Below are 14,233 nucleotides of genomic sequence, written 5' to 3'. Positions count from 1 at the left end.
GGCCGCAAATGTGAGGCCGATCCTCCTAGTAGACCCCATCAGGTCCACTGGATAGGTTGACGGCAAGAACAGACTACGGGGGTTCTCCGGCCATGACGGCACGCCGCGCCGCGATCTACGCGCGCTACAGTACCGACCTCCAGAGCGACCGCTCGATCGAGGACCAAGAGCGGCTCTGCCGCGACTATGCGGAGCGCAAAGGGTATCGGGTCGCCGATGTCTTCTTCGATCGAGCCAAGTCGGGCGGGTCGATGGTCGGCCGCGACGGGTTCGCCCGGATGATGCAGGCAGCGCAGGACGGCCAGTATCAGGTCATCGTCTGCGAGGCGCTCGACCGTATCTCCCGCGACATCGAGGACCTCGCCGGAACCTACAAGCGACTGAGCTTCGCCGGCGTCGACCTCGAAGCTGTCCACGAAGGCAAGGCCGACACAATCTTGATCGGCTTGCGGGGGCTGGTCGGGCAACTGTTCCGAGAGGACGGCGTGAAGAAGGTTCGGCGCGGGCTCTCCGGCCGGGTCGATAGCGGGCTGTCGGCCGGCGGGCGCAGCTATGGCTACCGCCCGGTTGCTGGCGCCCCGGGGCAGCTTGAGATCGATCCCGTAGAGGCAGAAATCGTCCGGCGGATCTTCCGGGAGTATGCCGCCGGCGCACCGCCGCGCGAGATCGCCCACCGTTTGAATGCAGACGGCATCGCCCCTCCGCGCGGCCAGGCATGGACGCCGTCAGCAATGATTGGTTCGAAGGAGCGCGGAAGCGGACTGCTCCGCAATCGCCTCTTCGAAGGCGTCCGTGTCTGGAACAAGGTTCGCATGGTTCGGGACCCGGACAGCGGGCGGCGGATCAGCCGCGCCAATCCCGAAAGCGAGTGGAAGGTCGTCAAGGTTCCCGCTCTGCGCATCGTCGACGACGAGACGTTCAGAGCGACCCGCGCCCGGCTTGAGCGGCCGAGAGCCGAGACGCAGCACTACGAGCGCAATCATCGGATCTTCTCGGGGCTGCTCCGCTGCGCCGGATGCGGCGGCGGTATGACGATCTCCGGGCATACCAAGACGGGGCAGCCGCAGATCTCATGCGCGCGTCAGCGCGAAGCCGGGATCTGCGACCACAATCGCCGATATCGGATCGACGTGATCGAACGGACCGTGCTGAAGGGCATTCAAGAGCAACTCGCTCATCCGGCCGCGATCGAGGCGTATGTCGAGGAGTATATGGCGGAGCGAAAGCGCCTCGCCGCAAGCGCGACGCGCAATCGAGGCTCTATCGAGCGCCGACTGGCCGACGCGAAGGGTGCGGTCTCGCGCCTGATCGACGCCTACACCCGGGGCCTTCTCGACATCGACCAACTCGCGGAGCGCAAGCCAGCCTTGGAGGCCGAGGTGGCTCGCCTCGAAGATCAGCTTGCTGCGGCCGAGCCGGTCCCGAGCATCTCTCTGCACCCCCAAGCGCTGCGGCAATACCATCACGACATCAAGATCCTGCACGATCGGCTCGATCAAGATCCGGCCGCCGTGCCGCCTGAAGTCGTTGCGCCAATGCGCCGGCTCGTTGCTGAGGTCCGCGTCTTTCCGTCGAAGGGCTTCGAGCCCTTCGCGATCGAGGTCAGGGGAAGCCTCAACGCCCTATTGGCCGAGGCTATGGTCCCCTTCGGAAAGGTTGCTTTAGGGTTGGTAGCGGAGGAGGGACTTGAACCCCCGACACGCGGATTATGATTCCGCTGCTCTAACCAGCTGAGCTACTCCGCCCCAGGGCCGGCGCTTGCGCCGGCTGGAATGGCCCGCTTATAGGGAGCCGGGCCGAGGGCTGTCAAGCATCGACAGCGCTTCACACACGCTCAAATACGAGCAGTGTGAAAAACCCGATCGGGCCGACGCGGCGACGGTCGACCAGGCGCAGATCGGTGCGGCCGAGGATGCGGTTGATGTCGAAATCCATGTGCCAGCCGAGCGCTGCGGAAAGCGGTGCCAGCCTTTCGCCGATCCAGCCGCGCCAGCCCTTCTGCTCGGGGAAATGGCTGACCAGCACGACGGCCCCGCCCGGCCGCGTGACGCGGGCGAGCTCGCCCATCACCGCGCGCGGATCCGGCACCACCGTCAGCACGAACATGGCGACCGAGGTGTCGAAGCTCGCATCCGCCATCTGGAGATCGCCGGCATCGGCCACTTCCAGCGCCTCGACATGAGGAAGCTTCGCCTCGGCCACGCGCTCGCGCGCGACGTCGAGCATCTCGGGCGAGAGGTCGATGCCGGTGATGCGGTGATCGCGGCTGTAATGCGGCAGCGAGATGCCGGTGCCGACGCCGCATTCGAGGATGCGGCCGGCCGGCAGTTCGTTGACGAAGCTGACCGCGGCGCGGCGGCCGGAATCGAAGACATAGCCGAAGACCCGGTCATAGACCGGCGCCCAGCGGGCATAGGTATTGCGGACCGCGTTCTCGTCGATGCGGTTCGACGCGCGGCGCTTGCCGGCAAAGGACTTCCACTTGCGGGCGACGTCTTCGAAAAACTCCGGCATTGCTCTCCCTCAGGCTGCGGCGACGCTATCCGTCACGATCAGGCGGCGGAGCGCCTGCTCCGCCTCGGCGTTGCGCTCGGCCCGGGCGATCCAGCCGCCTCCAAGCACGCGCGCGCCCTCCCCTTCGCCCGCATAGAAGACGCAGGCCTGGCCGGGCGCGACGCCGGTCTCGCCGTCCAGCAGCGAAACCTGGATCTCGCCGTCCTTCCGGCGGATCTCGGCGCGCTGCGGCGGGCGCGTCGAACGCACGCGGGCAAAAATCTCCATCCCCTCGGCGCCGGCCGCCTCCAGCGGCAGGTCGCCGAGCCAGTTGACGTTGCGCAGCACCAGCCGGCGGGCGGCGAGCGCCTCGCGCGGGCCGACGATGACGCGGCCGCGCACGGCGTCGAGATGGATGACATAGAGCGGATCGGCGGAAGCCACACCAAGGCCGCGGCGCTGGCCGACCGTGTAGTGGATGATGCCCTCGTGCCGGCCCAGCACGCGGCCGTCGATATGCACGATCTCGCCGCCCTCGGCCGCGCCCGGCTTCAGCCGCTCGATGACATCCGAATATTTGCCGTTCGGCACGAAGCAGATGTCCTGGCTGTCGTGCTTGTCGGCGATCTCGAGGCCCAGCTCGCGGGCGATGGCGCGGGTTTCCGGCTTGGTCAGGTGGCCGAGCGGGAAGCGGATGAAATCGAGCTGCTCCGGCGTTGTCGCGAACAGGAAATAGCTCTGGTCGCGATCGAGATCGGACGGACGGAACATGCCGCGATGGCCGTTTCCGAGCAACCGGCTCTGCACGTAGTGACCGGTGGCGAGCGCCGCCGCGCCGAGTTCGCGCGCGGTGGTCAGGAGATCGGAGAACTTGACCGTCTGGTTGCAGGCCACGCAGGGGATCGGCGTCTCGCCGGCGATGTAGCTCGCGGCGAAGCTATCGATCACCGACTTGCGGAAGCGCTCCTCATAGTCGAGCACGTAGTGCGGGACCTCGAGCCTTTCCGCGACGCGGCGGGCGTCGTGGATGTCCTGGCCCGCGCAGCAGGCGCCCTTCCGGTGCGTCGCCTCGCCATGATCGTAGAGCTGCAGCGTCATGCCGACGACGTCGTAGCCCTCGCGTTTCAAAAGCCCCGCCACCACCGAGGAATCGACGCCGCCCGACATCGCGACAACGATGCGCGTGTCCTCGGGGCGGCCGGGAAGATCGAGGCTGTTGAGCATGGTGGGGATGCCTTGCCGGGATGCCGCGGCCAACTTCTCGCCGCGACAGCAGAAACGCATGGGGCGGCGAAGCCGCGTTAAGGGCGGGACTATAGCGGCGATCGCGTCATCTTCAAGGCGCAAGCGTCGCCACAATCCTGAATGGAAGCGGATCGGCGGATCCGGGGCGGCGGCGGCGCGGCCACGAAAACCGATGCGCCGCGGCGGATTCCACCTCCCGCAGGTGCTTGCAGGCGTTACCGAATTGTTGCCGAGCGCTTAGTCAATTTTTAAAGCCGACGTCGTAGTCTCACCATCGCAAGGTCAGGTTGAGTGTGTGAGAGTAGAATGACCGATCAAATGCGTCCGCGCGTCAAATACGTCATCGGGCCGGACGGCAGTCCGCTTACGATTGCCGATCTGCCGCCGCGTGACACGAAGCGTTGGGTTATACGCCGCAAGGCAGAAGTCGTCGCGGCGGTGCGGGGGGGCCTGCTCAGCCTAGAAGAAGCGTGTCAGCGTTATACGCTGACCGTCGAGGAGTTCATCTCCTGGCAGCAATCGATCGACCAGCACGGCCTCGCCGGGCTCCGGACGACGCGGATTCAGCAATATCGCCAGTAGATCGCGCGGCCTTTCGGGGCAGCGCTCACGAAAACCGAAAAGGCCGGCGCTTCGCCGGCCTTTTCTTTTGGTCGGTCGCGGCAGGCCCTCACCCCAGCCCTCTCCCGCAGGCGGGAGAGAGAGCCCCGCGCCGGTTGGCAGCGGCCGTTCGATCCGGACCACATCCTCGCGCAGGCGAGGATCCATGCAGCCGAAGCCTCTCCGGCTCGCATGCCTGCCAACCCGGCGGAATGGATCCCGGGTCTTCGCCCGGGATGACGCCGAGTGCGGGGCAAGCGTACGCAATAGAAGCCGTCGCCCGCTTGCGAGAGAGGGTTGGGTGAGGGTCTTGTTCCCGCCTCAGAGCGTCAGCGTCTCGCCGACCGCCGGCACCGCCACCTTCGCATCGGCGCCCTGCATCGCCTCGACGAACGTGTCCGCCGTCGCGTCGAGCAGACCGAAGGTGGCGTAGTGGCAGGGGATCACCGTGTCGAAATGGAAGAACCGGCGCGCCGCCAACGCCGCCACCTTGCCGCCCATGGTGAAACGGTCGCCGATCGGCAGGATGCCGATCTTCGGCTGGTAGATCTCGTCGATCAGCGCCATGTCGGAGAAGATGTCGGTGTCGCCGGCATGATAGAGCGTCTTTTCGCCCGGGGCGGCGATGACGAGGCCGTGCGGATGACCGAGCGAATGCGAGACGCCGTTTTCGTCGAGCGTGGCGGAGGAATGGTGCGCCACCGTCATCGAGACGCGGAAGGCGCCCTGGTCGGTGGTGCCGCCCGAATTCATCGGGTCGACATGGGCGACGCCCTTGTGGGCGAGGTAGCCGGCGAGATCGGCATCGGCGACGACCTTGGCGCCGGTCGCCCTGGCGATCGCGACGGTGTCGCCGAGATGATCGCCATGGCCATGCGTCAGCAGGATATGGGTGACGCCGCGCTTCCACGCCTCTTCATTGCCCGGAAAGCTCGGATTGCCCGTGAAGAACGGATCGATGAGGATGACGGCGCCCTTGATTTCAAGGTGAAAGGCCGAGTGGCCGAGCCAGGTGAGCTTCATGGGTAAGGTCCATCCTTCTGTCGAATTCCCGCTCCAATATGGGCGGGCGGCCGGAATTGGCTAGCCCCGGACGGCGCTTTCGCGCGGCGCGGCAGAGCGCCATGTTGCCGCGCGGATCACGATCCGTGATAAGGGCGGAACGAACGACCGGAGGGACTGTGACGGACATGGAAGCAACCGCGCCGAAGGCCGGCCGCAGCGGGCTGATGAAGCGCCTCTTCGACAGGATCATGGTGCTCTCGGCCGGAAAGCATGCGCTCTGGCTGCTGGCGATCGTGTCGTTCGCCGAGGCGTCGTTCTTCCCGATCCCGCCCGATCCGGTGCTGGCGGCGATCGTGCTGGCCAATCGCCGGCGCGCCTGGGTCGCCGCCCTCGTCTGCACCGTCGCTTCCGTGCTCGGCGGCCTCGCCGGCTATGCCATCGGCGCCGGTCTTTATGAGGCGATCGGCCAGCCGGTAATCAATTTCTACAATCTGCAGGAAGCCTTCCACACCTTCCAGACCCGCTTCGACGAATGGGGCGGCTGGATCATCGTGGCGAAGGGGCTGACGCCGATCCCGTTCAAGCTGGTGACGATCGCCTCCGGCGTCGCGCATCTGAACCTGGCGACCTTCATCATCGCCTGCATCATCACGCGCGGCCTGCGCTTCCTGCTGGTGGCGGCGCTGTTCTACGCCTTCGGGCCTCAGGCGCGCGCCATCATCGACCGGCACTTCTCGACGGTGATGATCGTCGGCACCATCGTCGTCATCCTCGGCTTCGTCGCCGTCGTCTACATCTGAGGGCGCGGACATGGCCGGCACCATCCTGGAATTCCCCGAGCTTCGCGAATCCCTGCCGCCGGCGGCGGCGCTGATCGGGCTCGACCTCGGCACCAAGACCATCGGCGTCGCGATCTCGGATCTCGGCCGGCGCATCGCCTCGCCGCTGGTCCTGATCAACCGGGTGAAGTTCACCCAGGACGCCGAGACGCTGATCAAGCTGATCGGCGAGCGCCAGGTGGCCGGCATCGTCATCGGCCTGCCGCTCAACATGGACGGCACGGAGGGGCCGCGCGCCCAGGCGACACGCGCCTTCGTGCGCAACCTGCTGCCGAAGATCGATATTCCGGTGTCGTTCTGGGACGAGCGGCTGTCGACGGTGGCGGTGACGCGGACGCTGCTCGAGGCCGATACCAGCCGCAAGCGGCGCGGCGAGCTGGTCGACAAGATGGCGGCGGCCTTCATCCTGCAGGGCGCGCTCGACCGTCTGCAGAAGCTCGCGCGCGACGCCGAGGCCGCGCGCGAGGACGATCCGGATCAGCCCCTCGGGCAGATGTAGTCGACGAAGGCGCGCGCATCGAAGCGCGCGTCGAGCATCCCGTAGGTCGAACGCCACGGCTTGCCGAGGCGCGATTCCAGGAAGGCGTCGGCGACCACGGCCGGAAAGCGGCGGCGCATGGCTGCGGCGGCGACGGTCATGGCGAGCTGCTCGACCAGGATGCGGGCCGAGCCCTCGTCCGCCAGCGCCACGGCGGTGGCGGCGCGCAGCACGTTGAGCGTTGAGCGGGCGGCCTGGCCGAGCCCGTCCTCGATCACGCGGAGCACGGCCTCGAGCGAATCCGACGAACGGCGCAGGATGCGCAGCACGTCGAGGCAAAGCACGTTGCCGGGACCGTCGGCCAGCGCCGGCGCCAGCGCGTCGCGATAGAGCCGCGCCAGGTGGTTGTCCTCGACGAAGCCGTTGCCGCCGGTGCATTCGATCGCCTCGGCGACCACGGCCGGCGTCACCTTGGTGATCCAGTACTTGACCACCGGCGTCATCAGCCGGGCGAAGGCGGCCTCGACCGGATCGTCATGCGAGCGGTCGACCGCCTCGGCGAGACGGAAGGCGAGCGCCGCCGACGCGGTGACGTCGAGCGCCATGTCGGCGAGCACGCGGGTCATCAGCGGCTGGTCGATCAGCGGCGCGCCGAAGGCCTTGCGATGGCGGGCATAGTGCACCGCCTCCGCCAGCGCCGCGCGCGAGATGCCGGCGGAGGTGAGCGCGCTGTCGACGCGGGTCAGCGTCACCGTCTCGTTGATGGTGGCGACGCCGCGGCCCGCCTCGCCGACGAGGAAGCCGGTGGTGCCGGGGAATTCGATCTCGGCGACCGCGTTGGAGCGCGTGCCGAGCTTGTCCTTCAGCCGGGTCAGGCGGATCGGGTTGCGCTTGCCGTCGGGCAGGAAGCGCGGCACCAGGAAGAAGGAGAGCCCTTCCAGCGTCTGCGCCAGGACCATCAGCGCGTCGCTCATCGGCGCGGAGACGAACCATTTGTGGCCGACGATGCGGTAGCTGCCGTCGCCCGACGCGTCGGCGCGGGTGGAACTGGCGCGCAGGTCGGATCCGCCCTGCTTCTCGGTGGTGGCGAAGGCGAACAGCGCGCCCGCCTTCTGCGCGGCGGGGATGACGCGCGAATCGTAGCGGCGCGAGCGGATCATCGGCAGCCAGGTCTCGGCCAGCTTCGGCGCATGCGCGAGCGCCGCCACGCTGGCGCTGGTCACCGACATGGCGCCGACATGGCCGGCCTCGACCTGGGCGGTCATGTAGATGCGCGCGGCGCGCGCCACGGCGCGGACGCTGGCCTCGTCGCCGCTGGCGTCCCAGATCGACGCCTGCAGGCCGGCGGCGACGCTGCGCCGCATCAGCGCGTGATAGGCGGGGTGGAACTCGACCATGTCGGCCCGGCGGCCGGACGCGTCATGCGTCTTCAGCACCGGCGGCACGGCATTGGCGAGCCGCGCCAGGTCGGCCATTTCGGCCGAACCCCATTGCTGACCATGGGTTGCAAGCCCGTCGACGACCGGCCGCGGCAATCCCTCGACGAGGGCCGCCAGCACCGGGTCGGACGCATAGAGGCTCGCGCCCACGCGGAACGCGACCTGGTTGATGACTTCGTGCGTCTCGTAATCCGGCGAAACCATGCCTCTCCTGCCCCGTAACTCGGCCCGCGACTCTTATGGCCCGCCAAGGTTAATAGGGGCAAAAGGCGCCGGTGTCTTGCCTCAAGGATTCGAGATTATCTACCGCCGCTTGCCCCCCGGCCGTCCCTTGAACGAACCGCCCGTCGGCCGGCCGCGTCCGCGGAACTCCCGCTCCGCGACCTTGCGCTCGCCCTTCGGCAGCATCTTGCCGTCGGACATCAGCTCGAAGCGCAGCGCGCCGGCGACCGGCGCCACCTCGACAAGCTTGACCTCGACCGTATCGCCGAGCCGGAACATCTCGCCATTGCGGGCGCCGATGACGGCCTGGCGGGCCTCGTCGAACTGGTAGAAATCGGAGCCGATCGAGCCGATCGGCACGAAGCCGTCGGCGCCGGTCTCGTCGAGCTTGACGAAGAGGCCCGCGCGGGTGACGCCGGCGATGCGGCCGAAGAAATGCGCGCCGATCCGGTCGGCCAGCCAATGCGCGACGAGACGGTCGATCGTCTCGCGCTCGGCCGCCATGGCGCGGCGCTCGGCGCCGGAGATCTCCTGCGCGATCGCTTCCAGATCCTTGTCGATGCCGTCCTGCAGCCCGCCCTCGCCCATCTCGAGCGAGCGGATCAGCGCACGATGCACGATCAAATCGGCATAGCGGCGGATCGGCGAGGTGAAGTGGGCGTAGCGGCGCAGGTTCAAGCCGAAATGGCCGATGTTCTCGGGGCTGTAGATCGCCTGGCTCTGCGAGCGCAGCACCACCTCGTTGACGAGGGCGGCGTGCTCGCTGTCCTTCACCCGGTCGAGGATGGTGTTGAAGTTGCTCGGCCTGAGATTGCCGCTCTTCGGCAGGTTCATCTCGATCGTGGCGAGGAATTCGCGCAGCGATTCGAGCTTGGCGAGCGACGGAGCATCATGCACGCGATAGACGAGCGGCGATCCCTTGCGCTCCAGCGTCTCGGCGGCGGCGACGTTCGCCTGGATCATGAACTCCTCGATCAGCTTGTGCGCGTCGAGGCGTTCGGGAACGACGATCCGGTCGATGGCGCCGTCGGCGCCGACGATCACCTTGCGCTCGGGCAGGTCGAGATCGAGCGGCTCGCGATTGTCGCGGCCGCGCTTCATCACCGCGTAGGCCGCCCAGAGCGGCTTCAGGATCGGCTCCAGAAGCGGGCCGGTCTTGTCGTCCGGGCGACCGTCGATCGCCGCCTGCGCCTGCTGGTAGGAGAGCTTGGCCGCCGACCGCATCATGATGCGGTGGAACCAGTGGAACTTCTTCTTGCCCTCGGCGGTGAACTGCATCCGGACGGCAAGCGCCGGCCTGTCTTCACTCTCGCGCAGCGAGCAGAGGTCGTTCGAGATCCGCTCCGGCAGCATCGGCACGACGCGGTCGGGGAAATAGACCGAGTTGCCGCGCTTCAGCGCCTCGCGGTCGAGCGGCGAATTCGGCCGCACATACCAGGCGACGTCGGCGATCGCGACGGTGACGAGGAAGCCGCCGGGGTTCTCCGGGTCGGTATCCGGCTCGGCGTAGACGGCGTCGTCGTGGTCCTTGGCGTCGGCGGGGTCGATGGTGACGAGCGGGATGTCGCGCCAGTCCTCGCGGCCGCCGGAAAGCTTGGCGGGCTTCGCCGCCTCGGCGTCTTCCAGCACCTGCGCCGGGAAGATGTAGGGGATGTCGTGCGCGTGGATGGCGATCATCGAGACCGCCTTCTCGCTCGTCATCTCGCCGATCACCTCGATGACGCGGACGCGCGGCAGGCCGTAGCGCGTGGCGCGCTTCGGCTCGACCGAGACGAGATCGCCGTTCTTGGCGCCGTTCAGGTCGTCCGGCGAGACGTCGGCTTCCTTCTGCTTGCGGTCGACCGGCTCGATGCGCGCGCCGCCGGGCGTGATGCGCACGACGCCGAGGATCGAGGCCGCCCGCTTCTCGAGCACCTTGATGATGCGCGCCGTGTGCGCGAAGCCGGTTTCGCCGAGATCGGCGGGATCGACATGCGCCAGCACGCGGTCGCCGACGCCGGGCGCGGGAACCAGCGGCTTGCCGCGGTTCTGCCGGATCAGGACGCGCAGCGGCGAGCCATGGTCGCTGTCCCAGTTGGCGGGCTGGGCGACGAATTCGCCGTCGTCGTCGCGCTCGGTGATGAGCAGCACGGTGATGGCGGGGATGTCGCCCGGACGCGTCAGCTTCTTGCGATGCTTCTCGACGAGGCCGTCCTCGCTCAGTTCCTTGAGCAGGCGCTTCAGCGCGATGCGGGCGCCGCCGGAAATGCCGAAATGCTTCGAGATCTCGCGCTTGGTCGCCTTGCCGGGATGCTCGGCGATATAGGCGAGGATCGCCTCGCGCGACGGCATGCCGTTGGCGAGCGGCGCGACGGGGGCGACCGGCTTGCCGGAGGCCTTGGCGAAGGCGGCGGAACGCGTCGCGGATCTCGCGCCGGGCGTCCGGACCTTGGCGGCTTTTGGGGGAGTTTCTGGCTTCTTGGCCAAGTAGATTGTGTCCAATTCGGAAAGGGGTGCGGCCGGGACTTCGCCCGTCCTCTCCCAAGGGGGAGAAATGAGAATGGCCGGCTACGCCAGTTCTGGCAACAGCCGGCCTCGATTGTGTGCTCGGCGGCCGATTACTCGGCGTCGGCCTCGACGGCCGATTACTCGGCGTCGGCCTCGACGGCCGATTTCTTGGGCGCGGCCTTCTTCGCGGCCGGCTTCTTGGCGGCAGCCGTCTTCTTGGCGGGCGCCTTCTTGGCCGGCGCGTCTTCCGACACGTCGTCGCCGTCGGCGACCTTGGCGGCGGCCTTCTTGGCCGGCGCCTTCTTGGTGGTGGTCTTGGCTTCCGCCTTCGGCTTCGCCGCCGCGCGCGTCTTCTTGGCCGGCGTCTTGCCCGCCTTCTCGGCGATCAGCGCGACGGCCTCGTCGAGCGAGACGGTCTCCGGCGCCAGCGTCTTCGGCAGCGTCGCATTGACGGCGCCGTGCTTGACGTAGGGACCGTACTTGCCGGCATGCACGGTGATCGGCCCGCCCAATGTCGGGTGGTCGCCGAGCGTCTTCAAGGGCTCGGCGCCGGCCCGGGCCGGACGGCCGCCGCGCGCCGCCTTCTCGGCGATCGCCGAGACGGCGCGGTTGATGCCGACGGTGAACACCTCGTCGACACTGTCGAGATTGGCGTATTTGCCGTCATGCAGGAGGAACGGGCCATAGCGGCCGATGCCGGCCTGGATCGGCTTGCCGTCCTCGGGATGGATGCCGACTTCGCGCGGCAGCGACAGGAGCGCCAGCGCCTTTTCGAGGTCCAGGCTTCCCGCCTCCCAGCCCTTGGGCAGCGAGGAACGCTTCGGCTTTTCCTTGCCCTCCGGCTCGCCGAGCTGGACATAGGGGCCGAAGCGGCCGGTGCGCAGCGTCACGTCGAGGCCGGTGACCGGATCCTTGCCGAGCACCTTGGCGCCGTCGGCGCCAAGCGCGGAGCCGTTCTCGCCATTCTCGCCCGGGGTCGCCTCGTCGCCGGAGACGGCGAGCTGGCGGGTATAGCGGCACTCCGGATAGTTGGAGCAGCCGATGAACGAGCCGAACTTGCCGAGCTTCAGCGACAGGCGGCCGGTGCCGCAGGACGGACAGGCGCGCGGGTCGCCGCCATCGGCGCGGGCCGGGAAGATGTGCGGACCCAGCAGATCGTTCAACGCATCGAGAACCTGCGCGACGCGCAGTTCCTTGGTCTCGCCGACATCGGTCGAGAACTGCAGCCAGAACTGGCGCAGCACGTCCTTCCAGGCGATTTCGCCGGCCGAGATCTGGTCGAGCTTCTCTTCCAGATCGGCGGTGAAATCATATTCGACGTAGCGGGCGAAGAAGCTCTGCAGGAACGCCGTGACGAGGCGGCCCTTGTCCTCGGGAACGAGGCGCTTCTTCTCGATCCGCACATATTCGCGGTCGCGCAGCACGCCGAGCGTCGCCGCATAGGTCGAGGGACGGCCGATGCCGAGCTCTTCCATGCGCTTCACCAGCGTCGCCTCGCTGTAGCGCGGCGGCGGCTCGGTGAAATGCTGGGTGGCGGCGATCGCCTTCTTGGTCAGGGCCTCGCCCTTCTCCATGCGCGGCAGGCGACCTTCGTCCTCGTCGCCGTCGTCGTCCTTGTCTTCATTGTAGAGTGCTAGGAAGCCGTCGAAGGTCAGCACCTGGCCCGAGGCGCGCAGGTCGATCTTGCGGCCGCCGGCATCGACGAGGATGTCGACGGCGGTGCGCTGCATCTCGGCCGATTCCATCTGGCTGGCGACGGTGCGCTTCCAGATCAGCTCGTAGAGACGGGCCTGGTCCTGGTCGACATAGCGGGCGACCTCGCGCGGACGGCGCTTCGGATCGGTCGGGCGGATCGCCTCGTGCGCTTCCTGGGCGTTCTTCGCCTTGACCTGGTATTTGCGCGGCGCGTCCGGCAAATGCTTGGCGGAGAAGTCCTCGCCAATCACGCCCCGGACGGCGGCGACCGCCTCCGGCGCCATGTCGACGCCGTCGGTACGCATATAGGTGATGAGACCGACCGTCTCGCCGCCGATGTCGACGCCTTCATAGAGGCGCTGCGCCAGCTGCATGGTGCGGTTCGGCGCGAAGCCGAGCTTGCGGCTCGCCTCCTGCTGCAGAGTCGAGGTGGTGAACGGCGCGAAGGGATGGCGCCTGGCCGGCTTCGACTCGATCTCGGCGACCGTGTAGCGGCCAGCGTCGAGCGCCTTGCGGAAGGCTTCCGCCTCCTCGGCCGTGCCGACGTCGAGACGGCTGATCTTCTTGCCGTCGGCACCGACGAGGCGGGCCTCGAACTCGTCGCCACGCGGCGTCGCCAGCGTCGCCAGCAACGACCAGTATTCGCGCGGCTTGAAGATCTCGATCTCGTTCTCGCGGTCGCAGACGAGGCGCAGCGCCACCGACTGGACGCGGCCGGCCGAGCGGGCGCCCGGCAGCTTGCGCCACAAGACCGGCGACAGCGTGAAGCCAACCAGATAGTCGAGCGCGCGGCGCGCCAGATAGGCGTCGACCAGCGCCTCGTCGATCGGACGCGGATTCTTCATCGCGTCGAGGACGGCCTGCTTGGTGATGGCGTTGAAGACGACGCGCTCGACCGGCTTGTCCTTCAGCGCCCGCTTCTGCTTGAGCACCTCGAGCACGTGCCAGGAGATCGCCTCGCCTTCGCGATCCGGGTCGGTTGCGAGGATGATGCGGTCGGCGGCCTTGGCGGCGGCGGCCATGTCGGTGAGGCGCTTGGCGGACTTCGGGTCCGCCTCCCAGCTCATGGCGAAATCCTCGTCCGGCAGCACCGAGCCGTCCTTCGACGGCAGGTCGCGGACATGGCCGTAGGACGCCACGACGTTGTAGTCGGAGCCGAGGTACTTGTTGATCGTTTTCGCCTTGGCGGGCGATTCCACGATGACGAGATTCATCAATGCCATTTACGAAAAGGCCGAACGAGCGACGAAGCCCGGTCCGACGGGATTTGGAACAAGGCGGAAACCCCGCCAGCCCACGGAGGTGGGCGCATTCGGGCTGGACAATCCCGGAAAGCACCCTGACTGTCAATGAAGCCGGGCAGACCAAACGCGCTTGCTCTTATTGGTTGCAACTGATTTGTCGTGCAACTATGTGAAAGTAAGCCTGGTCTCCCAACGGTCGAGGTATGGATATGGGGTGGCAACCGGAAGATACCAGCGACCCGGGCGGAACGGCCAGGCTCGACGGCATGAGCCTCCGGCACGAACAGGCCGTCTACATCGCCGACATGACCCGGGAACTGCGGGGCATGGCCGCCGGCGTGGGCCTGGAGCTGCTTTCCTATCTCCTCGCCATCGCCGAGGAAGAAGCCCGCGAACAGAGCCGGCGCACACACTATCACGGCTAGAGCCTCCCGGCATTCATCGGGGCGGCGACACACCCGGGGCCGTGTCCGAGGCCGTCGCCCC

Annotated in this window: 11 protein-coding genes and 1 tRNA gene; 5 read left to right on the top strand and 7 right to left on the bottom strand. The window is 67.7% G+C overall.

The window, feature by feature from the left end; all coding sequences use genetic code 11:
* Positions 1 to 92: 92 nt before the first annotated feature.
* Positions 93 to 1,712, top strand: coding sequence for a recombinase family protein (locus tag WFK98_RS27410; protein WP_442907474.1), 1,620 nt, complete (start codon positions 93 to 95; stop codon positions 1,710 to 1,712).
* Here the strand turns inward: WFK98_RS27410 and WFK98_RS21345 are convergent.
* The 3 genes from WFK98_RS21345 to mnmA form a co-directional block, all read right to left on the bottom strand.
* A tRNA-Met gene (locus tag WFK98_RS21345) sits at positions 1,669 to 1,745 on the bottom strand. The two genes, WFK98_RS27410 and WFK98_RS21345, sit on opposite strands and share 44 nt — an antisense overlap.
* A gap of 79 nt (positions 1,746 to 1,824) precedes the next feature.
* Positions 1,825 to 2,514, bottom strand: a complete 690-nt coding sequence (locus WFK98_RS21340) for a class I SAM-dependent methyltransferase (protein ID WP_336801643.1) — start codon at positions 2,512 to 2,514, stop codon at positions 1,825 to 1,827.
* A 9-nt stretch (positions 2,515 to 2,523) separates the two neighbouring features.
* Positions 2,524 to 3,717, bottom strand: coding sequence for a tRNA 2-thiouridine(34) synthase MnmA (gene mnmA / locus WFK98_RS21335; RefSeq protein WP_336801642.1), 1,194 nt, complete (start codon positions 3,715 to 3,717; stop codon positions 2,524 to 2,526).
* A gap of 327 nt (positions 3,718 to 4,044) precedes the next feature.
* Here mnmA and sciP point away from each other — a divergent pair, with 327 nt between their 5' ends.
* Entirely contained in the window at positions 4,045 to 4,320 is a 276-nt protein-coding gene (sciP, locus tag WFK98_RS21330; RefSeq protein WP_026303994.1) for a CtrA inhibitor SciP, read from the top strand.
* 339 nt (positions 4,321 to 4,659) lie between these two features.
* On the opposite strand, the gene WFK98_RS21325 is transcribed toward sciP, so the two are convergent.
* Positions 4,660 to 5,361, bottom strand: a complete 702-nt coding sequence (locus WFK98_RS21325; protein ID WP_266340297.1) for a metal-dependent hydrolase — start codon at positions 5,359 to 5,361, stop codon at positions 4,660 to 4,662.
* Positions 5,362 to 5,528: 167 nt separating this feature from the next.
* Between WFK98_RS21325 and WFK98_RS21320 the strand changes: the two genes are divergently transcribed.
* Entirely contained in the window at positions 5,529 to 6,143 is a 615-nt protein-coding gene (locus WFK98_RS21320; RefSeq protein WP_336801641.1) for a YqaA family protein, read from the top strand.
* A 10-nt stretch (positions 6,144 to 6,153) separates the two neighbouring features.
* On the top strand, positions 6,154 to 6,681 hold the full coding sequence (ruvX, locus tag WFK98_RS21315; RefSeq protein ID WP_266340295.1) for a Holliday junction resolvase RuvX: 528 nt from the start codon (positions 6,154 to 6,156) through the stop codon (positions 6,679 to 6,681).
* Here the strand turns inward: ruvX and WFK98_RS21310 are convergent.
* From WFK98_RS21310 to topA, 3 genes are all read right to left on the bottom strand, one after another.
* Positions 6,660 to 8,303: an acyl-CoA dehydrogenase family protein gene (locus tag WFK98_RS21310; RefSeq protein WP_266340294.1), complete on the bottom strand. Its 1,644-nt coding sequence runs from the start codon at positions 8,301 to 8,303 to the stop codon at positions 6,660 to 6,662. The two genes, ruvX and WFK98_RS21310, sit on opposite strands and share 22 nt — an antisense overlap.
* Positions 8,304 to 8,402: 99 nt before the next feature.
* The gene (gene rnr / locus WFK98_RS21305; protein WP_336801975.1) at positions 8,403 to 10,652 is read right to left on the bottom strand and encodes a ribonuclease R; all 2,250 of its coding nucleotides are present in this window, start codon (positions 10,650 to 10,652) and stop codon (positions 8,403 to 8,405) included.
* 293 nt (positions 10,653 to 10,945) lie between these two features.
* The gene (gene topA, locus WFK98_RS21300) at positions 10,946 to 13,717 is read right to left on the bottom strand and encodes a type I DNA topoisomerase (RefSeq protein WP_336801640.1); all 2,772 of its coding nucleotides are present in this window, start codon (positions 13,715 to 13,717) and stop codon (positions 10,946 to 10,948) included.
* A 296-nt stretch (positions 13,718 to 14,013) separates the two neighbouring features.
* Between topA and WFK98_RS21295 the strand changes: the two genes are divergently transcribed.
* On the top strand, positions 14,014 to 14,172 hold the full coding sequence (locus tag WFK98_RS21295; RefSeq protein ID WP_266340293.1) for a hypothetical protein: 159 nt from the start codon (positions 14,014 to 14,016) through the stop codon (positions 14,170 to 14,172).
* Positions 14,173 to 14,233: the final 61 nt, after the last annotated feature.

The sequence above is a fragment of the Kaistia sp. MMO-174 genome (assembly GCF_037147815.1).
GTDB lineage: Bacteria > Pseudomonadota > Alphaproteobacteria > Rhizobiales > Kaistiaceae > Kaistia > Kaistia nematophila.
Note: the sequence above shows the minus strand (reverse complement) of the source record. Positions and strands in the feature narration are given on the sequence as shown.